Raw genomic sequence first — 22033 nt, forward strand, 5'->3', positions numbered from 1 at the left:
GCTACGCCATCCGGTCAAACCAGGGGTCCCGGAGAGACACTATCCACAGGCTGGGGACAACGACTTGAACCGCACCCGCCGCGCTGACTACCGTGGCTGAACTCCGATTCGTTCCTTTATCCCCAGCCGAACCGATATTCATCCCGACCCGTCCGCGAACCACACGTTCGTGGGACCTGTGAGAGAGCGTGCCCTGTGGCTGACGTACCTGCCGATCTTGCCGCAGTGTGGCCACGAGTACTGGAGCAGCTCCTTGGTGAGGGCCGCGGACAGGGGGTCGAGGCGAAGGACGAACACTGGATCCGGCGCTGCCAGCCGCTCGCCCTGGTCGCGGACACCGCTCTGCTCGCCGTACCGAACGAGTTCGCGAAGGGCGTGCTGGAGGGCCGTCTCGCGCCGATCGTCAGCGAGACCCTGAGCCGCGAGTGCGGCCGCCCCATCCGCATCGCGATCACCGTGGACGACTCCGCGGGCGAACCTTCGGCCCCGCAGGCACCCCCTGCCCAGTCGCAGCCGCGCTACGAAGAGCCGCAGCCGCGCTACGAGGAGCCGGAGCTGCCCTCCGGACCGTACGAGGGTTATGGCCGCCACCGTGCCCCCGAACCGCTCCCGGGCAGCGAGCCGGCATCCCGCGGGGACCAGCTGCCGACCGCCCGCCCCGCGTATCCGTCCGAGTACCAGCGCCCCGAACCCGGGGCATGGCCGCGGCCCACGCAGGGCGACTACGGCTGGCAGCAGCCGCGCCTCGGCTTCCCCGAGCGAGACCCCTACGCCTCGCCGTCGCACGACACCTACGGCTCCTCCGGGCAGGACGCCTACGGTTCGCCGTCCCAGGACTACCGCCCGCAGGGCATGGAGCGCCCGTCGTACGACCCGCAGCGCGGCGAGTACGACACCCCGCGCCCGAAGTACGACCGCCCGGACTACGACGCTCCCCGCGCCGAGTACGACCAGCGCGACCCGGTGCGCCGGGAACTGCCCGAGCAGTCGTCCGGTGTCGGCCCGGTGCGCCGAGGCGGCCCGTCGCGCCCCGACCTGCCGTCCGCCGGCGGCAGCGGTACGTCCGGTCCGCAGGCCGCGCAGCCCGCGCCGGCGAGCGGTCCCGGTGAACCGACCGCGCGGCTGAACCCGAAGTACCTCTTCGACACGTTCGTCATCGGGGCCTCCAACCGGTTCGCGCACGCGGCCGCGGTGGCCGTCGCCGAGGCGCCCGCGAAGGCGTACAACCCCCTGTTCATCTATGGGGAGTCGGGACTCGGCAAGACGCATCTGCTGCATGCGATCGGGCACTACGCGCGCAGCCTCTACCCGGGCACGCGGGTGCGGTACGTGAGCTCGGAGGAGTTCACCAACGAGTTCATCAACTCCATCCGCGACGGCAAGGGCGACAGCTTCCGCAAGCGCTACCGCGAGATGGACATCCTCCTTGTCGACGACATCCAGTTCCTCGCGGACAAGGAGTCGACGCAGGAGGAGTTCTTCCACACCTTCAACACGCTCCACAACGCCAACAAGCAGATCGTGCTGTCCTCCGACCGGCCGCCCAAGCAGCTGGTCACGCTGGAGGACCGGCTGCGGAACCGTTTCGAGTGGGGTCTGATCACGGACGTCCAGCCGCCCGAACTGGAGACGCGTATCGCGATCCTGCGCAAGAAGGCGGTGCAGGAGCAGCTCAACGCCCCGCCGGAGGTCCTGGAGTTCATCGCCTCGCGGATCTCGCGGAACATCCGTGAGCTGGAGGGCGCGCTGATCCGGGTGACGGCGTTCGCCTCGCTCAACCGGCAGCCGGTGGACCTGGGCCTGACCGAGATCGTCCTGAAGGACCTGATCCCCGGCGGCGAGGATTCCGCCCCGGAGATCACGGCGACCGCCATCATGGCGGCCACCGCCGATTACTTCGGGCTGACGGTGGAGGACCTGTGCGGCACCTCGCGCGGCCGCGCCCTGGTCACCGCCCGACAGATCGCCATGTACCTGTGTCGCGAGCTGACCGACCTGTCGCTGCCGAAGATCGGCGCGCAGTTCGGCGGCCGTGACCACACGACCGTCATGCACGCCGACCGCAAGATCCGCGCGCTGATGGCCGAGCGGCGCTCGATCTACAACCAGGTGACGGAGCTGACGAACCGCATCAAGAACGGCTGACACGGCTGTACGACAGCGCTGAGGGCGCCCCGGGAAGGAGATCCCGGGGCGCCCTCAGGCTTTTGCGGGCAGGGGGAACGCCGATGGCACGGTGCTCGCGGGGCGCCTGGAGGCGGCCGGGAGCCACCGCTCGCCCACGGCGCCCGCGCTTGCAGCAGGCCACGGATCAGCCCAGCGACCGCAGGCCGGCCTGCCGAGGCCCGTCAGCGGGCGAAGGCGTCGGCAGGCCGAGACACCGCACCTCAGCCGAAGGCGCCGACGGGCCGCAGTGACGCCCGCCGGCCCGAGGCGCCGGTCGGCCGCGGCAGCGCGCAGGGCACCCAGACGTCCGGGAGCAGGTGATCGCCGGGTGCCGGGTAGCGCGCCCGGGAAGCGCGCCGGAGGGGGCCCGGGGCGGCCGATGGGGGCGTCGGGGAGGCTCCCCACAGCCTGTGGAGCGTCCTTCGTCGGTCATCCGGTGTTCGATTAAGTGCCTGGTTACGGCCACTCTCCACAGATTCGGTGACTTTCTTGCGTCCACATCCTGGGGACTGCGGAGTTGTCCCGAACTGTGTCCACAGGGAACCTGGGGAAACGGCGTCCGCCCAGCTCAGTTGCCTGTGGAATCGTGGACGAACGATCTCCACAGACTGTGGACGAAGCGAGGATCCACAGGCTGTGTACGAAGTTGTCCACGGGCAGCCCACAGGCTGGAGCCTGTTGTCCCCAGCGATCGGCCGCTTCTCCACATGGCTGTCCACTGTTCGGCAACCCGACGCACCCGCTCACCGCGTCGAGTGAAAGCCGTCACACGAAGGTGCCGGATTGGGGTGTGGGAAACGTGGGTAAACCTGGGGACACAGCTGGGGAGAACTGCCCTCGGGCTGTGGGCGGTGTGTGCAGAACTTTCTGTTCTCCACAGATACCCCCGGTTGTCCACCGCCTCCATGCACAGGGTCAGTGGACAAAATTCCCGCTCTGAGCTGGGCAAACGTGGTTATCCACGGTATCCACAGGCCCTACTACTACTCCCGACTAGAGAGAGCTGGGAATCCGTTTCGAAGCGGGACCTGTGCACAACTCGCTCTCTCGAGCCCGGCTGCCCCTCGGAGCGACTTGACCCCGACAGGCACCTACTGTCAGTGCGGTGCGTCAGACTGGTCCCCGGTGTCCTGCCCGTCGCAGTGGGCGGTGGCACCGAGTCGGAGGACTCAGTAGCAACAGCAGGAGGCGGCTTACGGTGAAGATCCGGGTGGAACGCGACGTACTCGCGGAGGCAGTGGCGTGGGCTGCACGCAGCCTCCCGGCCCGTCCGCCGGCGCCTGTCCTCGCCGGCCTCCTGCTCAAGGCCGAGGACGGCCAGCTGAGCCTGTCGAGCTTCGACTACGAGGTCTCCGCCCGCGTGAGCGTCGAGGCGGAGGTCGAGGAGGACGGCACCGTCCTCGTCTCCGGCCGACTGCTCGCCGACATCTCCCGCGCCCTCCCCAACCGCCCGGTGGAGATTTCCACAGACGGTGTACGGGCGACCGTGGTCTGCGGCTCCTCCCGGTTCACCCTCCACACCCTGCCTGTGGAGGAGTACCCGGCGCTGCCGCAGATGCCGAACGCGACGGGCACCGTCCCCGGTGAGGTCTTCGCGGCCGCCGTCTCCCAGGTGGCCATCGCCGCCGGCCGTGACGACACGCTGCCCGTCCTGACCGGTGTGCGTATCGAGATCGAGGGCGACACGGTCACCCTGGCCTCCACCGACCGCTACCGCTTCGCGGTCCGCGAGTTCCTGTGGAAGCCGGAGAATCCGGACACCTCCGCGGTGGCCCTGGTCCCGGCCAAGACGCTGCTGGACACCGCCAAGTCGCTCGGCGCCGGTGACAGCGTCACGCTGGCGCTGTCCGGTTCCGGTGCGGGCGAGGGCCTCATCGGTTTCGAGGGCGCGGGCCGTCGTACGACCACGCGTCTGCTCGAGGGCGACCTGCCGAAGTACCGCACGCTGTTCCCGACCGAGTTCAACTCCGTCGCCGTGATCGAGACCGCCCCCTTCGTGGAGGCCGTCAAGCGTGTGGCCCTGGTCGCCGAGCGCAACACCCCGGTGCGACTGAGCTTCGAGCAGGGCGTGCTGATCCTGGAGGCCGGCTCCAGCGACGACGCACAGGCTGTGGAAAGGGTCGACGCCCAGCTGGAGGGCGACGACATCTCGATCGCCTTCAACCCGACGTTCCTGCTGGACGGCCTGAGCGCCATCGACTCCCCCGTGGCCCAGTTGTCGTTCACGACGTCCACCAAGCCCGCGCTGCTCAGCGGCAGGCCGGCGGTGGACGCCGAGGCGGACGAGGCCTACAAGTACCTGATCATGCCGGTGCGGCTGAGCGGCTGAGCGGCTGGGGCTGAGCTGTCGGAAGTCGTCCACAGGCCGGTGGAGAACCGCCCGGCCTGTGGAAGAACCCGCAGGTGGGGGGCCACGCATGAGCGCGTATGCCCACAGCTGTGCGAGACCGTCCGGGTTTAGGGTCGTGTGTGGGTGCGAACTCGCCCCACACGCCACACAGCGACCTAAGGAACACAACTGATGGAGCTCGGTCTCGTCGGCCTCGGCAAGATGGGCGGCAACATGCGGGAGCGGATCCGCCGCGCGGGCCACACCGTCCTCGGATACGACCGCAACGCCGACCTCGCGGATGTCCACAGCCTGGAAGAGCTTGTGGGCAAGCTCAGCGGTCCGCGTGTGGTCTGGGTGATGGTCCCGGCGGGCGAGCCCACCCAGTCCACGATCGACCAGCTCGCCGAGCTGCTGGAGCCCGGCGACGTGGTCGTGGACGGCGGCAACTCCCGCTGGACGGACGACGAGAGGCACGCCGAGGAGCTGGCCGCCAAGGGCATAGGCTTCGTCGACTGCGGTGTCTCCGGTGGCGTCTGGGGCCTGGAGAACGGGTACGCGCTGATGTACGGCGGCGACGCCGAGAACGTCGCCAAGGCGCAGCCGGTCTTCGACGCGCTCAAGCCGGAGGGCGACTTCGGCTCGGTGCACGCCGGCAAGGTCGGTGCGGGCCACTTCGCGAAGATGGTCCACAACGGCATCGAGTACGCGATGATGCAGGCCTACGCCGAGGGCTGGGAGCTGCTGGAGAAGGTCGACTCCGTGGAGAACGTCCGCGAGGTCTTCCGCTCCTGGCAGGAGGGCACGGTCATCCGCTCCTGGCTGCTCGACCTCGCGGTGAACGCCCTCGAGGAGGACGAGCACCTGGACGGCCTGCGCGGTTATGCACAGGACTCGGGTGAGGGACGCTGGACTGTGGAAGCCGCCATCGACAACGCGGTGCCGCTTCCCGCGATCACCGCGTCGCTGTTCGCCCGGTTCGCCTCCCGCCAGGAGGACTCGCCGCAGATGAAGATGATCGCCGCGCTGCGCAACCAGTTCGGCGGCCACGCCGTAGAGAAGAAGTAATCCACAGGGTCGCCCCGCGATCCACAACCCTGGGGGAGGTCGGCGAACGACCATGCACGTCACGCATCTTTCGCTGGCCGACTTCCGCTCGTACGCCCGGGTCGAGGTCCCGCTCGACCCGGGCGTCACCGCCTTCGTCGGCCCCAACGGCCAGGGCAAGACCAACCTGGTCGAGGCGGTGGGCTACCTCGCGACCCTCGGCAGCCACCGCGTCTCCTCCGATGCCCCCCTGGTCCGCATGGGGGCCGAGCGGGCCGTCATCCGGGCGCAGGTCAGGCAGGGCGAGCGACAGCAACTGGTCGAGCTGGAGCTGAACCCCGGCCGCGCCAACCGCGCCCGCGTCAACCGGTCCTCGCAGGTCAGGCCGAGGGATGTACTGGGGATCGTACGGACCGTGCTGTTCGCGCCCGAGGACCTCGCCCTGGTGAAGGGCGACCCCGGTGAGCGGCGCCGGTTCCTGGACGAGCTGATCACCGCGCGCTCCCCGCGCATGGCGGGCGTGCGCTCCGACTACGAGCGGGTGCTCAGGCAGCGCAACACGCTCCTGAAGACCGCCGCCCTGGCGCGCAGGCACGGCGGGCGCTCCATGGACCTGTCCACGCTCGACGTGTGGGACCAGCATCTCGCGCGCGCGGGCGCCGAGTTGCTGGCCCAGCGGCTCGATCTCATCGCCGCGCTGCAGCCGCTGGCCGACAAGGCGTACGAGCAACTGGCACCCGGTGGCGGGCCGGTCGCGCTGGAGTACAAGCCGTCCGCGCCCGGCGAGGCGCACGTGCGCGAGGAGCTCTACGCCCAGCTGATGGCGGCTCTCGCGGAGGCGCGCAAGCAGGAGATCGAGCGGGGCGTCACCCTTGTGGGCCCCCACCGGGACGATGTGACGCTCAAACTCGGTGAGCTGCCCGCCAAGGGCTACGCCTCGCACGGCGAGTCCTGGTCCTATGCGCTCGCGCTGCGCCTCGCCTCCTACGACCTGCTGCGCGCGGAGGGCAACGAGCCGGTGCTGATCCTGGACGACGTATTCGCCGAACTGGACGCCCGCCGCCGTGAGCGGCTGGCCGAGCTGGTCGCGCCCGGCGAGCAGGTGCTGGTCACCGCCGCTGTGGACGACGACGTACCGCTTGTACTGGCCGGCGCCCGGTACGCGGTGGCCGACGGGACGGTGGAGCGCGTATGAGCACCGAGGAACCCACTCCCGAGAAGGCTCCGGAACCCTCCGGTGTCGACCTCGCGCGCGTGGCGTTGCGTGCCGCGAAGGAGCAGGCACGCGCGCGTGGGGACGCGGCGCGGCAGAAGAAGCAGGCGCGGCGCGGCGGCGGTCTGCGCTCCGGCGCGGGCGCCGACGGTCGTGACCCGTTGGCGCTCGGTGCCGCGATCAACCGGTTGATCAGCGAGCGCGGCTGGGAGGCTCCGGCCGCGGTGGGCGGCGTCATGGGCCGCTGGCCGGAGATCGTCGGCGAGGACCTGGCCAAGCACTGCGTGCCGCAGAGGTACGACGAGGACGAGCGCGTGCTGTCCGTGGGGTGCGACTCGACGGCGTGGGCGACCCAGCTGCGGCTGCTCGCCCCGGCCCTGGTCGCCCGGCTCAACGAGGACCTCGGCCACGGCACGGTCCGGCTGATCAAGGTGCACGGCCCCGGCGGCCCGGCCCGCCGCTACGGCCCGCTGCGCGCTCCGGGGAGTACGGGCCCCGGCGACACCTATGGGTGACGTACCTCACGTCGTGGAGTCGACGCCTGGTGTCGGCGTGCCCCTGTGCACAGGTGTGGATCGCCACCGGATCGCCCTCTGACCCCCCAGTAGCCAAGGGTTGACGGCTCGAAGCGCTGAGTGCCGCTGTGAGCCCCTCGGAGCCCCCTTCCGTATATCGGGACCCGGCCGAGACCAGTTGAGGGCGGCACATGGGGACTCAGGTGCCCGCAAAGCCCCATCACTGTCGGCGCTACCGGTAGACTGGAAGCCAATCCCGCCCCAACGTGGGGACCGCCCGGGAAAAGCTGAGCAACGCTGATCAAGGCTGACCAACGCAACATGCCGCAGCCGCTCCGGCAATCCGCCGACGAGCCCGGCTCGTGCTGTGCCAGAAAGGGCGCTTCGTGGCCGATTCCGGCAACCCCAACGAGAACATCCCGTCCACCGACGCCGGCGTGAACGCCGAGGCCACAGCCTCCGCTTCCTACGACGCCAGCGCCATCACCGTGCTCGAAGGGCTGGACGCGGTCCGCAAGCGACCCGGTATGTACATCGGCTCAACCGGTGAGCGCGGTCTGCACCACCTGGTGTACGAGGTCGTCGACAACTCGGTCGACGAGGCGCTGGCCGGCTACGCGGACACCATCGACGTGACGATCCTCGCCGACGGCGGAGTGCGTGTCGTCGACAACGGCCGTGGCATTCCCGTGGGCATCGTGCCCTCCGAGGGCAAGCCGGCCCTCGAGGTCGTGCTGACCGTGCTGCACGCGGGCGGCAAGTTCGGCGGCGGCGGCTACGCTGTCTCCGGCGGTCTGCACGGTGTCGGTGTCTCCGTCGTGAACGCCCTGTCGTCCAAGGTCTCCGTCGAGGTGAAGACCGACGGGTACCGCTGGACGCAGGACTACAAGATGGGCGTCCCGACGGCACCGCTGGCCAAGCACGAGCCGACCGAGGAGACCGGCACGTCGGTCACCTTCTGGGCCGACGCGGACATCTTCGAGACCACCGAGTACTCCTTCGAGACGCTGTCGCGGCGTTTCCAGGAGATGGCGTTCCTCAACAAGGGTTTGACGATCAAACTCACTGACGAGCGCGAGTCGGCGAAGGCGGTCGCAGGCGCCGACGAGGCGGGTGCGGACGAGAAGGCCGAGGTCAAGGCGGTCACGTACCACTACGAGGGCGGCATCGTCGACTTCGTGAAGTACCTCAACTCCCGCAAGGGGGACGCGGTGCACCCCACCGTCATCGACCTGGACGCGGAGGACAAGGACAAGAGCCTGTCCCTCGAGGTCGCGATGCAGTGGAACAGCGGCTACAGCGAGGGCGTGTACTCCTTCGCCAACATCATCCACACCCACGAGGGCGGTACGCACGAGGAGGGCTTCCGCGCGGCCCTCACGAGCCTGATCAACAAGTACGCGCGCGACAAGAAGCTGCTCCGCGAGAAGGACGACAACCTCACCGGTGACGACATCCGTGAGGGTCTGACCGCGATCATCTCGGTCAAGCTGAGCGAGCCGCAGTTCGAGGGCCAGACCAAGACCAAGCTGGGCAACACGGAGGCCAAGACCTTCGTGCAGAAGGCGGTCTACGAGCACCTCAACGACTGGCTGGACCGCAACCCGGTCGAGGCCGCGGACATCGTCCGCAAGGGCATCCAGGCGGCCACCGCGCGCGTGGCGGCCCGCAAGGCGCGTGACCTGACCCGCCGCAAGGGCCTGCTGGAGTCGGCGTCCCTGCCGGGCAAGCTGTCGGACTGCCAGTCGAACGACCCCACCAAGTGCGAGATCTTCATCGTCGAGGGTGACTCCGCCGGCGGTTCGGCCAAGTCCGGCCGCAACCCGCAGTACCAGGCGATCCTCCCGATCCGAGGCAAGATCCTCAACGTCGAGAAGGCCAGGATCGACAAGATCCTGCAGAACCAGGAGATCCAGGCGCTGATCTCCGCCTTCGGCACCGGCGTGCACGAGGACTTCGACATCGAAAAGCTCCGGTACCACAAGATCATCCTGATGGCGGACGCCGACGTCGACGGCCAGCACATCAGCACCCTGCTGCTGACCTTCCTGTTCCGTTTCATGCGGCCGCTGGTCGAGGCCGGGCACGTGTACCTCTCCCGCCCTCCGCTGTACAAGATCAAGTGGGGCCGGGACGACATCGAGTACGCGTACTCGGACCGGGAGCGCGACGCGCTGATCGAGATGGGCCGGCAGCGCGGCAAGCGCATCCGTGAGGACTCGATCCAGCGCTTCAAGGGTCTCGGCGAGATGAACGCCGAGGAGCTGCGCGTGACCACCATGGACCAGGAGCACCGGGTCCTCGGCCAGGTCACCCTCGACGACGCCGCCCAGGCCGACGACCTGTTCTCGGTCCTCATGGGCGAGGACGTCGAGGCACGCCGCGCGTTCATCCAGCGCAACGCCAAGGACGTCCGCTTCCTCGACATCTGAGTCGGTCTCAGCTGACCGCACCAGGAAGGATCCCCACCAGCAATGGCCGACGAGAACACCCCCGTCACCCCTGAAGAGGGCGGCGAAATCACGATGCGCGTCGAGCCCGTCGGGCTCGAGACGGAGATGCAGCGCTCGTACCTGGACTATGCGATGTCCGTCATCGTGTCCCGTGCGCTGCCCGATGTCCGGGACGGTCTCAAGCCCGTCCACCGCCGGGTGCTGTACGCGATGTACGACGGCGGCTACCGCCCCGACCGCGGCTTCTACAAGTGCGCCCGTGTCGTCGGCGACGTCATGGGCAACTACCACCCGCACGGCGACTCCTCGATCTACGACGCGCTGGTGCGCCTCGCCCAGCCGTGGTCGATGCGCATGCCGCTGGTCGACTCCAACGGCAACTTCGGCTCCCCGGGCAACGACCCGGCGGCGGCGATGCGGTACACCGAGTGCAAGCTGGCGCCGCTGTCGATGGAGATGGTCCGCGACATCGACGAGGAGACCGTCGATTTCACGGACAACTACGACGGCCGCTCCCAGGAGCCGACCGTCCTGCCGGCCCGCTTCCCGAACCTGCTGATCAACGGCTCGGCCGGTATCGCGGTCGGCATGGCGACCAACATCCCGCCGCACAACCTGCGCGAGGTCGCGGCCGGTGCCCAGTGGTACCTGGAGAACCCCGAGGCGTCGCACGAGGAGCTGCTGGACGCGCTCATGGAGCGCATCAAGGGCCCCGACTTCCCGACCGGGGCGCTCGTCGTCGGCCGCAAGGGCATCGAGGAGGCGTACCGCACCGGCCGCGGCTCCATCACGATGCGCGCGGTGGTCGAGGTCGAGGAGATCCAGGGCCGTCAGTGCCTGGTGGTCACCGAACTGCCGTACCAGGTGAACCCGGACAACCTGGCGCAGAAGATCGCCGACCTGGTCAAGGACGGCAAGATCGGCGGCATCGCGGACGTCCGCGACGAGACGTCGTCCCGCACCGGCCAGCGCCTGGTCATCGTCCTCAAGCGGGACGCGGTCGCCAAGGTCGTGCTGAACAACCTGTACAAGCACACCGACCTCCAGACGAACTTCGGCGCCAACATGCTGGCGCTGGTCGACGGGGTGCCGCGGACGCTCTCGCTCGACGCGTTCATCCGCCACTGGGTGACGCACCAGATCGAGGTCATCGTCCGCCGGACGAAGTTCCGGCTGCGCAAGGCCGAGGAGCGCGCCCACATCCTGCGCGGCCTGCTGAAGGCCCTGGACGCCATCGACGAGGTCATCGCGCTGATCCGGCGCAGCGACACCGTCGAGATCGCGCGCACCGGCCTGATGGAGCTCCTGGAGATCGACGAGATCCAGGCCAACGCCATCCTCGAGATGCAGCTGCGCCGTCTGGCCGCCCTGGAGCGCCAGAAGATCGTCCAGGAGCACGACGAACTCCAGGCGAAGATCACCGAGTACAACCAGATCCTCGCCTCCCCGGTCCGCCAGCGCGGGATCGTCAGCGCGGAACTGGCCGCGATCGTCGAGAAGTACGGCGACGACCGCCAGACCAAGCTGATCCCGTACGAGGGCGACATGTCCATCGAGGACCTGATCGCCGAGGAGGACATCGTCGTCACCGTCTCGCGCGGCGGCTACGTCAAGCGGACGAAGACGGACGACTACCGGGCGCAGAAGCGCGGCGGCAAGGGTGTGCGCGGCACGAAGCTGAAGGAAGACGACATCGTCGACCACTTCTTCGTCTCCACCACGCACCACTGGCTGCTGTTCTTCACCAACAAGGGCCGGGTATACCGGGCGAAGGCGTACGAGCTGCCCGAGGCCGGCCGCGAGGCGCGCGGCCAGCACGTGGCGAACCTGCTCGCCTTCCAGCCGGACGAGGCCATCGCCGAGATCCTCGCGATCCGCGACTACGAGGCGGCGCCGTACCTGGTCCTGGCCACCAAGTCCGGCCTGGTCAAGAAGACGCCTCTGAAGGATTACGATTCGCCCCGCTCCGGCGGCGTGATCGCGATCAATCTGCGCGAGCGGGAGGGCGGTTCCGACGACGAGCTGATCGGTGCCGAACTCGTCTCGGCCGATGACGATCTGCTTCTGGTCAGCAGGAAGGCACAGTCCATCAGGTTCACCGCCTCGGACGACACCCTGCGCCCGATGGGCCGCGCCACCTCCGGCGTCAAGGGGATGAGTTTCCGCGAGGGCGACGAGCTTCTCTCGATGAATGTCGTTCGACCCGGTACGTTCGTGTTCACTGCGACGGATGGTGGGTACGCGAAGCGGACCGCCGTCGACGAGTACCGCGTCCAGGGTCGCGGCGGCCTCGGCATCAAGGCCGCCAAGATCGTGGAGGACCGCGGTTCTCTCGTCGGCGCGCTGATTGTCGAGGAGAGCGACGAGATCCTCGCCATCACCCTGTCCGGCGGTGTGATTCGTACGCGAGTCAGCGAGGTCAGGGAGACGGGCCGTGACACCATGGGCGTCCAACTGATCAACCTGGGCAAGCGCGATGCCGTGGTCGGCATCGCACGTAACGCCGAGGCGGGGCGCGAGGCGGAGGAGGTCGACGGCGAGGAGGCCGTCGACGAGTCCGCCGAGGGTGCCGCGACCACCGGCACGGACGAGGGTGAGGCGCCCTCGGCTGAGTAGCACGAGGAGTGAGTCATCGTGAGCGGAGCCACGGGCGCCGGATCGGCCGGTACCTCCACGGGTACGGAAACGGACGGCGGCGGCCGTGGCTCCGCCGCGAGCGCGGGGAGTGCGACCGACCCGCACACGACCAACCTGAAGCCGGTGAAGGCTCCCGTGACGGACTCTTCCGGCACCCATGGACCCCAGGGGGCAACTGTGACGGACACCCGAGGCCCGCAGACCCAGCCCGGGGCCGGCCCGGCCGAGGGGCGGCCGGCGTCCCCGCTGCCCGGCGAGCGGCGCCCCGAGCAGCCCGACGGGCCCTACCACCCGCCGCAGGCCTATCCGGCGCAGGCCCCGGCCGGCGCCGTGCGCCGGCCGCGCACCGGTGCGCGGACCGCGCCGCGCACCCGCAAGGCCCGGCTGCGCGTCGCCAAGGCCGACCCGTGGTCGGTCATGAAGGTCAGCTTCCTGCTCTCCATCGCGCTGGGCATCTGCACCATCGTCGCCTCGGCGGTGCTGTGGATGGTCATGGACGCGATGGGCGTGTTCTCGACGGTCGGCGGCACGATCTCGGAGGCGACCGGGTCCAACGAGGCGAACGGCTTCGACCTGCAGGCCTTCCTCTCCCTCCCGCACGTCCTGACGTTCGCGGCGATCATCGCGGTCATCGACGTGGTCCTCGCGACGGCGCTGGCGACGCTCGGTGCGTTCATCTACAACCTCTCCGCGGGCTTCGTGGGCGGCATCGAGCTGACGCTGGCCGAGGACGAGTGACCTCACCTGCCGACTCCCCTGACAGTCCCCGGACAACGGATTTTGGGACTGCCGCCCTCGTGCGCTAATCTTCAGGAGTCAGCGCGCGGGACATACACCGCAGAGCGCGGCGGGGCTATAGCTCAGTTGGTTAGAGCGCATCCCTGATAAGGATGAGGCCACAGGTTCAAATCCTGTTAGCCCCACCAGCGAGAAGACCCCCAGCCGGTATCGGCTGGGGGTCTTTGACATCTACGGCTGACATCAGCCGATGAGTGGATCTTCTAGAAGCTCGGCGAGCAGGCCGACCGCTTCCCGCTCACTCTCGCCCACCACGTGCGTGTAGACGTCCATGGTCATGCTGATCTGACTGTGGCGGAGGATCGCCTGGGCGACCTTGGGGTGGACCTTCAGGAAGGCGAGCAGGGTGCCGCAGGTGTGCCGAGCGAGGCGGACCGTGATTCGGCGGACGCCGGTGCGCTTCACGAGCCGATCGAAGGTCCGGGAGAAGCCCACCGGGTCGATCATGCCGCCGTGCTCGGAGGAGAAGATCAGGTCCTGGTCCGGCTCCTGCGACCAGTGCTCACCGGCGATCTTCCGTTCCAGCTCTTGGAGCTCCCGGCGCTCCTCCAGGACGCGGGCGCAGAACTCCGGGAGCGGGAGCACGGCCTGGGAGGACTCCGTCTTGAGGTCCTTGAGGACCAGGCCCACGCCCTTGACGCGCTGCACCTGCTTGACCGGGGTGAAGTGGCCGGCCTCGAAGTCGATGTCCTGCCAGCGCAGGCCGAGCACCTCGCTGCGGCGGAGGCCGAGGACCAAGACGAGAACGCAGGCCGCGTAGAGGCGGTGAGCGCGGACTGAGCGCAGGAAGGCGATCGCTTCCCGAGCGTTCCACGCCGTGCCCTTGTCCTTGGTCACCTTGGGCATGTCGACCAGCAGGGCGACGTTGCGCGTGACCAGCTCCTCGCGCATGGCCCGGTTGAGCGCGTTCCGGAGGACGCGGAGGACCTCGAAGCGGGCGGAGGCACCGACCTTCTCCCGCGCCAGCGTGGCCATGAAAGCGCGGATCTGTGCTGGGGTGAGCTTGACCAGCGGCTTCTTTCCGAGGTGAGGCACGAGGTAGAGCCTCACCTTGGACTCGTACTTGACGTACGTGTTGTGCTCGCGCTCCGGAGCGACGATGTGCTCCAGCCAGTAGGCCATCCACTCGCCGAGCGTCCAGGACCGGGACGGCACCGGGATGCCGTTGCGCTCCTGGTCCTGGAGCTTGCCGAGCTTCTCGTTGGCTTCGTCCCAGGTCCGGCCGTACACGTACTTGCGCACCCGGTTGCCGTCCGTGTCGGTCACGTACGCGGCACCCTGGTAGCGACCATCGGACCGCTTGGTGACCGTGCCGCCGCCGTTGGGCCGACGCTTCGCCATCAGGCGGCCTCCCCGATCTGAGCAGTGATGAAGTCGTGCACCGCCTGGTCCGGGATACGCCGGCACCCGTCGACCTTGATGGACATGAGGCGGTGCGTACGGATCAGGTCGTAGACCTTGGTCCGGCCCACCTTCAGCCGCGCCATGACCTCAGGCACGGTCAGCAGGACAGGGGCGGCAGTGGTCATGCGTCGGCTCCTTCCAGGGCGTACAAGGCGTGTACTTCTTCGCGGGCGATCTCGCGGCTGTGCTGGATGTCCCGGTGGATGTTGGCGGCGAGCCAGGACTCGCCGGGGGTGTGGCCGTGTCCGGCGTAGGCCCAGTGGGCGAGGGTGAGTGTGGTGGCTTCCTCGTCGTTGGGGTCGGGCAGGCCGAGGGCGGCGCGTTGCTGGGCGGCGCGGTAGTCGGCGCGGACCTGGCGCAGCGCGCCGAGGGTGGTGGAGTAGCGGCGGGACTTGGTGGAGAAGTGGCCGCGGAAGCCGAGCATGTGCGCCCAGTCCCGTAACTTCCGGTCCGGGTAGAGCGGGTGCAGGTCGAGGCAGGCCGCGATGAGCCGGGCCGGGTGGTCGGGCACTTCGAGGAGGGCCAGGGCCTCTTTGTTGCCGATGCGGCGGTCTACGGTGCCGGTGGTCTCGGCAGCTTTGGTGGCGTACTTGGCCACGTAGGAGGCGACGGCCTGTTCGGTGATGTCCTCGCCGTGGCCGAAGGCGCCGATGGGCTGGACGTCGAGCTGGGTGCCCCAGCGCAGCGTCCGGGCCGGTTGGTCCCCAGCCGGGGGCACGTCGACCGCGACGCGGGGCGCAGCGGCCTGGACGGCGTCGGTGAGCAGGTCGAGGGTGGCCCAGGCCGGGGGCGGGCTGTCGGGTCCTTCGGGGCCGTCGAAGCGGATCACGGCGTGGAAGTGGACGGCTCCGCGCTTTTGGTACTCGGCGACCTTGCCGAAGGAGACGCGGGACTGTTCGTGTGCGGCTTTCTGGGTGAGGCCGGCCCGCTTGGCGATCTCGCGGCGCAGGTAGATCGTGAAGTAGCGCCACAGGTCGGAGGCGTGGTTGTTCCACAGCACGGCGCCCGCGTAGTCGTACGACTCGGGGTCGAGCGGAGTGCCGAGTTCGGGGGCGTCCTCCTGGTGGTGGGTGCCGCAGCGGCAGGGCCGGTTGCCGGGGCGGTTGTGGACCGGGCCGAATGAGGGCGCGGTGAGGGTGGCGAAGACGCGCGGGTGGTCGCGGATGGTCTCGGGGGTGCCCTTCTTGGGGTCGCCGACGAGGCCGGCGCGGATGAGGTGGTAGGTGTCGCCCGCGTAGGTCCAAGCGCAGGCAGGGCAGCGGGAGGCCCGCCGGTTGCCGCAGGCCACGCGCAGGACGCCGCCGGGTTCGGTGTCGGTGGAGTAGGAGTGCAGGACGTGGCCGGTGGCCGCGTCGCGGGTGACGGTGGTGCCCGTCAGGCGGATGGGGTCGGTGCAGCCGCCTGTGCGGCGGATCTGGTCTTGGATGCGGTCGAAGCCGTCTGACCCGGCCAGCCTCAGCACGTCGGCGAGGGTGGCCGGGTCCAGGCCCGCCATGGTGGCGGCGTCGGTCACGCGGCACCGTCCGCGGTTTCGGCGATCCGGTCGAGGACCGAGGCGGCTTCCTCGGCGACGCGGGCCAGGGCGCGCAGGGCGTCGGCAGTGCCCGGACGGGCGATCAGTGCCAGGTCGACGAACTCGCCTCCGACACGGAGGCTGACGAAGCCTTCGTCTTCGGGCGTGGGGGCGAACACGCTCAGGCGGGCGGTGGTGTCGGGCTCCAGGTGGGCGGAGGTAGTGATCGTCCTCATGGCTGCGGTCACCTCCCCGCGCGGGCGAGGCGGGCGGCAGGCGCGGTGCCCGAACCCTTGCAGGCCGGGCAGGTCACGCGGAGGGTGATGCGGCTGCCGTCACGGTGCCGGCCGCCGGTGGTGATGTGGGCGGTGGCGTGGCCGTCGCAGTCGCGGCAGACGCGCGTGTTCGGGGCGTGCTGGGACATGATGGGGCTTCCCTTTCGGGTCCGGTGGCTCTGGAGGGAGTCAGGCGCCCGGAGCGGCGGATCTTTGGCGAGTGAGGCCGCTCCGGGGGCCGTCATGGGCGGGTGTGGCGCCTGCCGTGGCCCTTGACTGCGTACATCGCCGCGTCGGCGGCAGCCAGGGCGTCGGTGAGGGTCGGCACTGGCAGGTGGGAGCAGTAGCAGCGGCCGACCGATGCCGAGACCGGCAGACTGTGGCCGTCGTGTTCGACCGGCCCGTTCAAGGCGAGTTGCAGGGCCTGGAGGCTGGGGGTGCGGCCGGGGTCGGTGATGATCGCGGCGAACTCGTCTCCGCCGAGGCGGGCGGCGATGCCGTAGCGCCCGACCCAGGTGTTCAGCCGGCGGGCGGTGGCGGTGAGTACCGCGTCTCCTGCGGCGTGGCTGTGGATGTCGTTGGTGGCCTTGAAGTCGTCCAGGTCGATCAGGAGCACCAGGGCTGCAGGGTGCTTGGCGAGCAGGTGTTCGGCGCGGGTGGTCCATCCGGCGCGGGTGTGCAGGCCGGTCAGCGGATCCCGGCGGGCGGTGGCCAGGCGACGGACGAGGAGGCCGCCATGGACGGCCCAGCCCAGCGTGGGTAACGCGGCGGCGATCAGGGTTTCCATCGTTCAGCGTCCCTTCCGCAGGTCGGTGATGAGGAAGCGGAGCACGACGGCGGTCACGGCGACGGAGACGGCGGTGATGGCGACCGCGAGGAGCATGGAGACGAGGACGGCGCCGACGACCAGGACCACGGCCCCGCCACAGGCCGCGAGGGCGAGAGCGCTGCCCGGGGTGATCTGGACGGTCGGTCGTTGGGAGACCGGCGCGGGAACGACCGCGGCCGGGGCCTGAACCGCGGGGACGTGAGCGGTCGCCGGTGCCGGTGCGGGGGCGATGTCCTGGGGCGGGTACTTCGGTGTGAACACGATCTTCCTCCTGTCAGGCGTTGCAGCGGTGGGTGCGGGCGGCGAGTTCGGCTGCGGAGCGGTCGCGGTGTTCGGTGGAGAAGCCGCAGCCGGGAGCGGTGCAGGCGGCGGTGTGCTTGGTCTGGCCACGGCCGTTGTCGTAAGTGCCGACCTCGACCGGGCCGACGCGGATCACGTTGTAGAAGCGGTTCGGACGCACGGGCTGACCTCTCAGGTGAGTTGGAGTTGCGCGGCGATGGCTTGGCAGGTCGGGGCGGGCAGACCGAGCCGGGCGGTGAGCGCGTCGGCGGTGATCTGCTCGCCCGTGCTGGTGCGGTGTGCGTCGGCGATCGAGCGAGCGTGGTCGAGCAGTGCCGGCGGAACGGCCGGGGCGGCCGGAGGCTTCACAGGCGCCGGGGTCAGTTCCGGAGCCGGGGCCGGGGCCGGGGGCACCGGTTCGGGTGTGTCGGCGCGGTGCACCTCGACTTCCGAGGCGGACGGTTCTTCGTCCGGCTCCGGCTCCACGGCGGCCGGGGCAGGGGCGTGGACGAGGAGGGTGCCGCCGAGGAAGGCAAGGGCAGGCCATCCGGCGACGAGGATGCGCAGCCAGGCGGGCACCTGGTGCAGGTCGAGCAGTCCGGCCGTGGCTACGTTGGCGCCGAGCGAGGCCGCCAGGGCGATGGCGAACCAGGTCCAGGACGAGCCGTCCCGGCCGGTGCGCAGCCGACGCCAGGCGGCGACCAGCAGCAGGTCCACCGAGACCGGATAGGCCCACGCCTTCCATCCGGACTGCCCGGCCGCCGAAGCCAGGTCGTGCAGGTGCGCGAAGGAGAGAGCACCGGCGATAACGGCCTGTACGAGTACGGCGTCCGGACGAAGGCGTCGGGTTGGTGTCGTCATGACTGCTCCCGAGAAGATTGGCCCAGCGCGCGCGCCACGGTGTCGCAGTCGGCCGGGGTGTAGGCGGTACGCACACCGGAGATGGAAAGTCCCGACGCGTCCGCCAGCGAGGCCAGCGTGTAGGGCCGGGGACTGGTGAACTCCCGGGCGTAGGCCAGGTGGGCGCGGATCTGTCGGTCGATCTCGTCCCGCTGCTCTCGCAGTGAGGCGAGCTGACGAAGGAAGTCGGTCGGGGCCAGGGAGTCCAACGCAGTCAGCGGCTTCGGCATGGCGGTTCTCCTACTCGGTGACCGGGCGCGGCTTGACCAGCGACGGACCAGACGCCGGCACCTCGGCAGGCACGTGCGGCCGGTACGGATCGAGGGCGGGAAGGTCCGGGACCAGGTGGGCGAAGTCCCGGCACGCTGCCTTCGCTTCATCGCGGGAGGTGTGGGGGGTGCGGATCTTTGCCCAGCCGCCGGAGGAGTCGGCCGCCACGGCGGTGCCGGGGCGTTCGGCAGGGATGAGGCTGGCGGCCGCGACCGCGTCCGGAGCCACGTCGGCGAGGCCCATTTCGGCGGTCTGTTTGTCGTTGACGCGGTGCACCACGCGGCCGGTGAGCTGGGCGCGGAGCATGGTGGCGCCCTTGCCCAGCTCGGAGCCGAAGCGCTGCCCGCACACCTCCAGGTAGATCCCGACCGCACGGGCCATCTGCGCCAGCCGGATCAACGCGGTCACGATCCGCTCCCGCCGCTCCTCATCCTTCTTCGAGGAGATCAAGAACAGCTCGGCCACCTCGTCCACCAGGACGACGACGGGCACCGGCCGTAACCGCTCGGGCAGGTCCCACATGTCCGAGACGCCGTGCGCGCTTAGCAGGTCGAAGCGGGACTCCATCTCCCCCACCAGCACATCCAGCAGCGAGGCCGAGTCGTCCGGTGTGGTGACCAGGGCCGACAGCCGGGGCACGTAGGCGGAGTGCTCGACACCGCGCTTGCAGTCGATCCCGACCAGCGCCACCGGCAGCCGCGCCAAACCCTTGATCAGATTCCGCTGATAGACGGACTTGCCCGAGCTGTTCGCGCCGAGCGTCAGCGCCATGGGCACCTGACGGTAGTCACGGACGAACGCCGTGCCGTCCTCCCGCAGCGCCACCGGCACCGCCAGACCCTCAGGGCGAGCCCCACGCGGCAACCGGACCCGGCGGAGCACGTCATAGCCGGTCATCCGCAGCTCGACGTACCCCGGCTTGGTCTCGGCGATGGTCACCGAGTGCACGCCCCAGGCATGCCGCAGCCGCTCCGAGGCGGCCATCAGGTCGGCCGGTTCCAGGCCGGCGGGAAGCCGCAGCGTCACACGAAGCCCCGTCGACGTGCCCCGCACGCGACGCACCTTCGGCGGGACCGGCAGCACCTCACGGCGGGCCACGTTCCGGGCGAGGAAGGCCCGCATCCGCGACGGCTGCACCGTCAGCCCGCACACGTCCATCGTCGAGCGGTAGGTGAAGGTGAACCGGCCCCAGGTGACCGGCAGCCCGACCAGCGACCAGTACACGCGCGGCGCGCGCACCTTCGCGTAGCCGAGACCGCCTGCCCCCGCGAGGACTCCGGTGGTCTCCAGGACCATGGACAGGTCGGTCATGGTCAGGCCACCGGGGTGATCGCGACCGCGCGGAACGAGATGCCGTGCCGCTTCTGGCCGTTGAACTCGTTCTCCCAGTCCCGGGCCTTGAGGCCGACCACCTTCACCGGCATGCCCGGCGCCAGGCCCTCCGGGTAGCCGGTCTCGGGGACGGTGACCTGGTAGAGGTTCCCCTCCCCCTCGTCCGAGACCAGCAGGCCCACCGTCGACAGAGCGGCACCGGTCTCCCGGTCCATCGCCCGCTCACCGGTCTTGGCGTTGGCCAGCTTCGGCGTCGGCGCGGTCGCCACGAACACCACAGCGGTCGACGTGTCGATCTTGAAAGACGGCATGAAGCACTCCCTTGAGTCGAGGTCTGTGGGCAACACGAAGAAGGCCCACAGTCGCCGCTGTCCTAGGACTGCGCGGGACCTGAGGAGACTTTCGCACGCAGTCCTGGGACTGTCAACAGTCCTGGGACTGTGCTTGACTTGGTGTGTCGAGAGGAGTCGGACGATGACGCCCAAGTGGCGCGAGCTGGCGGACAAGCTGGCGGAGCAGATCAAGCGGGGTGACTACCCGCCGGGTCGGCAGCTCCCGCAGATCAGGGAGCTAGTTGCGCAGGGCGAGGGCTCGAAGTCCACCGTCCACCAGGCCTACAAGGCTCTTGAGGCCGAGGGCCTGGTGACGTCTTCTCGCGGACACGGCACCGTCGTACGCGAGCGGGTCCCGCTCAAGCGACTCGGTATTGCCAGGTATGACAAGGCCAAGTGGCGTGACGGCGACGAGGTGGCGTTCATCGCTGACCGTGTGGCCTCTGGACGTAGCTACCGCCGGAACGAGCAGACGCAGACGGTCAGCCTGGTGGAAGCCCCACCAGCGGTAGCAGCTGCGCACGGCCTGCCCGAAGGCGCCGAGGTGTACGCGCGAGCGAGGCTGGTGAAGGAAGGCGACCAGCCGACCCACACCCTGACCAGCTACTACCGGCCCGAGCACGTCGAAGGCACACGGCTGGTGGACCCAACCCCGGGACCAGCCGGCCGAGGCGGTGGCTTCCGGGTGCTGTATGACGCGGGCTACGAGATCGACCACATGAAGGAAGAGCTGTTCGCCAGAGCTCCCACGCCCGATGAGGCGAAGCTTCTGCAGCTCCCGCCGGGCGAACCCGTCGTCGAGTTGCATCGGACGACCTACACGGCCTCTGGCACAGTGGTCGAGTTCGCGATCGGTGTGCACGCGGCTTCGCGCTTCGCCTGGGAGTACGACTTCAAGGTCCCCGACTCGGCGAAGGACAAGAAGGGGCAGTGATGATCTCTGCACGGGCATGGGCCGACACTCGGCGCCTGTGGGACTACCACCAGATGGGCCACACCCTGCGGCCGTGCTCAGTCGCCATCGGACTGGGCAGTCATGACCTGGGCGTAGCCGAGACAGCGGTGGGCCTGTACAAGCGCGGCATGGCTCCACTGCTTGTGTTCACGGGAGCCACCAGTCCCACGACGCGGGAGCGCATGCCCCGAGGGGAAGCCGTGCACTACCGAGAGCGCGCGCTTGAGCTTGAGGTCCCCGACTCGGCCATCCTTGTGGAGCCACGTGCGCGGAACACGGGGGAGAACATCCGCTTCTCCCGAGAGCTGTTGGAGGAGGCCGGCGTCGATGTGTCGTCCGTCCTGCTGATCAGCAAGCCGTATGAGGAGAGGCGAGCCTACGCCACCGCACGCAAGCTGTGGCCCGCGGTCGAGATTGTCAGCGCCTCCAGCCCGATGACGCTGGACGAGTACGTCGACTCCATCGGGGACCCGCGGCTGGTCATCGACATGCTTGTAGGAGCGCTACAGCGACTGCTCATCTACCCGGCGCAGGGCTTCATGGTCAGCCAGCCCGTGCCGGACGACGTACTCGAGGCCTACGACCGGCTGTGCCACGCGGGCTTCACTAGCCGACTCCTGGTTACCGACCAGCCCTCTGCCTAAGTCGCACTGGTTCCCGACCTATCAGCCCCTGTGCTGTTACAGATTTCTCTACCTCATCAAGCCCCGGCTACGCTCCGCTCCGCCGGGCGCGCTTCCCGGCTCCGCTGCGGGCGCCGCTCCTGCCTCCGGCCCGCTCCGCCCG

Annotated in this window: 22 protein-coding genes and 1 tRNA gene; 11 read left to right on the plus strand and 12 right to left on the minus strand. The window is 69.4% G+C overall.

Going from position 1 to position 22033, the window contains the following annotated elements; all coding sequences use genetic code 11:
* Positions 1 to 195: 195 nt before the first annotated feature.
* The 9 genes from dnaA (at position 196) to ACFZDC_RS04590 (ending at position 13286) form a co-directional block, all read left to right on the plus strand.
* The gene (dnaA, locus tag ACFZDC_RS04550; protein ID WP_391320044.1) at positions 196 to 2145 is read left to right on the plus strand and encodes a chromosomal replication initiator protein DnaA; all 1950 of its coding nucleotides are present in this window, start codon (positions 196 to 198) and stop codon (positions 2143 to 2145) included.
* Positions 2146 to 3364: 1219 nt separating this feature from the next.
* Positions 3365 to 4495, plus strand: coding sequence for a DNA polymerase III subunit beta (gene dnaN / locus ACFZDC_RS04555; RefSeq protein WP_391320046.1), 1131 nt, complete (start codon positions 3365 to 3367; stop codon positions 4493 to 4495).
* A gap of 192 nt (positions 4496 to 4687) precedes the next feature.
* Positions 4688 to 5563 carry a phosphogluconate dehydrogenase (NAD(+)-dependent, decarboxylating) gene (gene gnd / locus ACFZDC_RS04560; RefSeq protein WP_391320048.1) on the plus strand — a complete coding sequence of 292 codons (876 nt, stop codon included), beginning with the start codon at positions 4688 to 4690 and terminating at the stop codon, positions 5561 to 5563.
* Between the two features lie 52 nt (positions 5564 to 5615).
* Positions 5616 to 6737, plus strand: a complete 1122-nt coding sequence (gene recF, locus ACFZDC_RS04565; RefSeq protein WP_391320050.1) for a DNA replication/repair protein RecF — start codon at positions 5616 to 5618, stop codon at positions 6735 to 6737.
* The gene (locus tag ACFZDC_RS04570; protein WP_391320052.1) at positions 6734 to 7270 is read left to right on the plus strand and encodes a DciA family protein; all 537 of its coding nucleotides are present in this window, start codon (positions 6734 to 6736) and stop codon (positions 7268 to 7270) included. The genes recF and ACFZDC_RS04570 overlap by 4 nt, the downstream gene beginning before the upstream one ends.
* A 362-nt stretch (positions 7271 to 7632) precedes the next feature.
* Positions 7633 to 9702, plus strand: coding sequence for a DNA topoisomerase (ATP-hydrolyzing) subunit B (gene gyrB, locus ACFZDC_RS04575; protein ID WP_391320054.1), 2070 nt, complete (start codon positions 7633 to 7635; stop codon positions 9700 to 9702).
* Positions 9703 to 9744: 42 nt separating this feature from the next.
* The gene (gene gyrA / locus ACFZDC_RS04580) at positions 9745 to 12339 is read left to right on the plus strand and encodes a DNA gyrase subunit A (protein WP_391320056.1); all 2595 of its coding nucleotides are present in this window, start codon (positions 9745 to 9747) and stop codon (positions 12337 to 12339) included.
* An 18-nt stretch (positions 12340 to 12357) separates the two neighbouring features.
* Positions 12358 to 13098, plus strand: coding sequence for a DUF3566 domain-containing protein (locus ACFZDC_RS04585; RefSeq protein WP_391320058.1), 741 nt, complete (start codon positions 12358 to 12360; stop codon positions 13096 to 13098).
* A 111-nt stretch (positions 13099 to 13209) separates the two neighbouring features.
* Positions 13210 to 13286 (plus strand) — tRNA-Ile (locus ACFZDC_RS04590).
* A gap of 55 nt (positions 13287 to 13341) precedes the next feature.
* On the opposite strand, the gene ACFZDC_RS04595 is transcribed toward ACFZDC_RS04590, so the two are convergent.
* The 12 genes from ACFZDC_RS04595 to ACFZDC_RS04650 form a co-directional block, all read right to left on the minus strand.
* Positions 13342 to 14499 (minus strand): tyrosine-type recombinase/integrase, encoded by a 1158-nt coding sequence (locus tag ACFZDC_RS04595; RefSeq protein WP_391320060.1) that lies wholly within the window; start codon positions 14497 to 14499, stop codon positions 13342 to 13344.
* Positions 14499 to 14687: a helix-turn-helix domain-containing protein gene (locus tag ACFZDC_RS04600; RefSeq protein WP_061922262.1), complete on the minus strand. Its 189-nt coding sequence runs from the start codon at positions 14685 to 14687 to the stop codon at positions 14499 to 14501. Before ACFZDC_RS04600 ends, ACFZDC_RS04595 begins: the two co-directional genes overlap by 1 nt.
* Positions 14684 to 16075: a replication initiator protein RepSA gene (repSA, locus tag ACFZDC_RS04605; protein ID WP_391320062.1), complete on the minus strand. Its 1392-nt coding sequence runs from the start codon at positions 16073 to 16075 to the stop codon at positions 14684 to 14686. The genes ACFZDC_RS04600 and repSA overlap by 4 nt, the downstream gene beginning before the upstream one ends.
* Entirely contained in the window at positions 16072 to 16311 is a 240-nt protein-coding gene (locus tag ACFZDC_RS04610) for a hypothetical protein (protein WP_391320064.1), read from the minus strand. The genes repSA and ACFZDC_RS04610 overlap by 4 nt, the downstream gene beginning before the upstream one ends.
* A gap of 8 nt (positions 16312 to 16319) precedes the next feature.
* Positions 16320 to 16499 (minus strand): hypothetical protein, encoded by a 180-nt coding sequence (locus ACFZDC_RS04615; RefSeq protein WP_391320066.1) that lies wholly within the window; start codon positions 16497 to 16499, stop codon positions 16320 to 16322.
* Between the two features lie 92 nt (positions 16500 to 16591).
* Complete coding sequence (locus tag ACFZDC_RS04620; RefSeq protein ID WP_391320068.1) at positions 16592 to 17137, minus strand: diguanylate cyclase domain-containing protein; 546 nt, start codon at positions 17135 to 17137, stop codon at positions 16592 to 16594.
* 3 nt (positions 17138 to 17140) lie between these two features.
* A complete protein-coding gene (locus ACFZDC_RS04625) occupies positions 17141 to 17440 on the minus strand; it encodes a SpdD protein (RefSeq protein ID WP_391320070.1) in 300 nt (99 codons plus the stop codon).
* 13 nt (positions 17441 to 17453) lie between these two features.
* Entirely contained in the window at positions 17454 to 17639 is a 186-nt protein-coding gene (locus ACFZDC_RS04630; RefSeq protein WP_391320072.1) for a mobile element transfer protein, read from the minus strand.
* Between the two features lie 11 nt (positions 17640 to 17650).
* Positions 17651 to 18319 carry a DUF2637 domain-containing protein gene (locus tag ACFZDC_RS04635; protein WP_391320074.1) on the minus strand — a complete coding sequence of 223 codons (669 nt, stop codon included), beginning with the start codon at positions 18317 to 18319 and terminating at the stop codon, positions 17651 to 17653.
* Complete coding sequence (locus ACFZDC_RS04640; RefSeq protein ID WP_391320076.1) at positions 18316 to 18588, minus strand: hypothetical protein; 273 nt, start codon at positions 18586 to 18588, stop codon at positions 18316 to 18318. The genes ACFZDC_RS04635 and ACFZDC_RS04640 overlap by 4 nt, the downstream gene beginning before the upstream one ends.
* A gap of 10 nt (positions 18589 to 18598) precedes the next feature.
* The gene (locus tag ACFZDC_RS04645; protein ID WP_391320078.1) at positions 18599 to 19939 is read right to left on the minus strand and encodes an FtsK/SpoIIIE domain-containing protein; all 1341 of its coding nucleotides are present in this window, start codon (positions 19937 to 19939) and stop codon (positions 18599 to 18601) included.
* A gap of 2 nt (positions 19940 to 19941) precedes the next feature.
* Positions 19942 to 20271 (minus strand): hypothetical protein, encoded by a 330-nt coding sequence (locus ACFZDC_RS04650; protein WP_391320080.1) that lies wholly within the window; start codon positions 20269 to 20271, stop codon positions 19942 to 19944.
* Positions 20272 to 20434: 163 nt separating this feature from the next.
* On the opposite strand from ACFZDC_RS04650, the gene ACFZDC_RS04655 reads away from it, so the two are divergent.
* Together ACFZDC_RS04655 and ACFZDC_RS04660 are read left to right on the plus strand one after the other, a co-directional pair.
* Positions 20435 to 21226 (plus strand): UTRA domain-containing protein, encoded by a 792-nt coding sequence (locus ACFZDC_RS04655; RefSeq protein ID WP_391320082.1) that lies wholly within the window; start codon positions 20435 to 20437, stop codon positions 21224 to 21226.
* Positions 21226 to 21891, plus strand: a complete 666-nt coding sequence (locus ACFZDC_RS04660) for an ElyC/SanA/YdcF family protein (RefSeq protein ID WP_391320084.1) — start codon at positions 21226 to 21228, stop codon at positions 21889 to 21891. The genes ACFZDC_RS04655 and ACFZDC_RS04660 overlap by 1 nt, the downstream gene beginning before the upstream one ends.
* Positions 21892 to 22033 lie beyond the last annotated feature (142 nt).

Source organism: Streptomyces sp. NPDC007905, assembly GCF_042959345.1.
GTDB lineage: Bacteria > Actinomycetota > Actinomycetes > Streptomycetales > Streptomycetaceae > Streptomyces.

Bases quoted from the DNA above. Each gene is read 5' to 3' on its own strand.
- gnd (WP_391320048.1), top strand. From the start codon at position 4,688: ATGGAGCTCGGTCTCGTCGGCCTCGGCAAGATGGGCGGCAACATGCGG.
- recF (WP_391320050.1), top strand. From the start codon at position 5,616: ATGCACGTCACGCATCTTTCGCTGGCCGACTTCCGCTCGTACGCCCGG.
- ACFZDC_RS04570 (WP_391320052.1), top strand. From the start codon at position 6,734: ATGAGCACCGAGGAACCCACTCCCGAGAAGGCTCCGGAACCCTCCGGT.
- gyrA (WP_391320056.1), top strand. From the start codon at position 9,745: ATGGCCGACGAGAACACCCCCGTCACCCCTGAAGAGGGCGGCGAAATC.
- ACFZDC_RS04595 (WP_391320060.1), bottom strand. From the start codon at position 14,499: ATGGCGAAGCGTCGGCCCAACGGCGGCGGCACGGTCACCAAGCGGTCC.
- ACFZDC_RS04600 (WP_061922262.1), bottom strand. From the start codon at position 14,687: ATGACCACTGCCGCCCCTGTCCTGCTGACCGTGCCTGAGGTCATGGCG.
- ACFZDC_RS04610 (WP_391320064.1), bottom strand. From the start codon at position 16,311: ATGAGGACGATCACTACCTCCGCCCACCTGGAGCCCGACACCACCGCC.
- ACFZDC_RS04615 (WP_391320066.1), bottom strand. From the start codon at position 16,499: ATGTCCCAGCACGCCCCGAACACGCGCGTCTGCCGCGACTGCGACGGC.
- ACFZDC_RS04620 (WP_391320068.1), bottom strand. From the start codon at position 17,137: ATGGAAACCCTGATCGCCGCCGCGTTACCCACGCTGGGCTGGGCCGTC.
- ACFZDC_RS04635 (WP_391320074.1), bottom strand. From the start codon at position 18,319: ATGACGACACCAACCCGACGCCTTCGTCCGGACGCCGTACTCGTACAG.
- ACFZDC_RS04640 (WP_391320076.1), bottom strand. From the start codon at position 18,588: ATGCCGAAGCCGCTGACTGCGTTGGACTCCCTGGCCCCGACCGACTTC.
- ACFZDC_RS04645 (WP_391320078.1), bottom strand. From the start codon at position 19,939: ATGACCGACCTGTCCATGGTCCTGGAGACCACCGGAGTCCTCGCGGGG.
- ACFZDC_RS04650 (WP_391320080.1), bottom strand. From the start codon at position 20,271: ATGCCGTCTTTCAAGATCGACACGTCGACCGCTGTGGTGTTCGTGGCG.
- ACFZDC_RS04655 (WP_391320082.1), top strand. From the start codon at position 20,435: ATGACGCCCAAGTGGCGCGAGCTGGCGGACAAGCTGGCGGAGCAGATC.
- ACFZDC_RS04660 (WP_391320084.1), top strand. From the start codon at position 21,226: ATGATCTCTGCACGGGCATGGGCCGACACTCGGCGCCTGTGGGACTAC.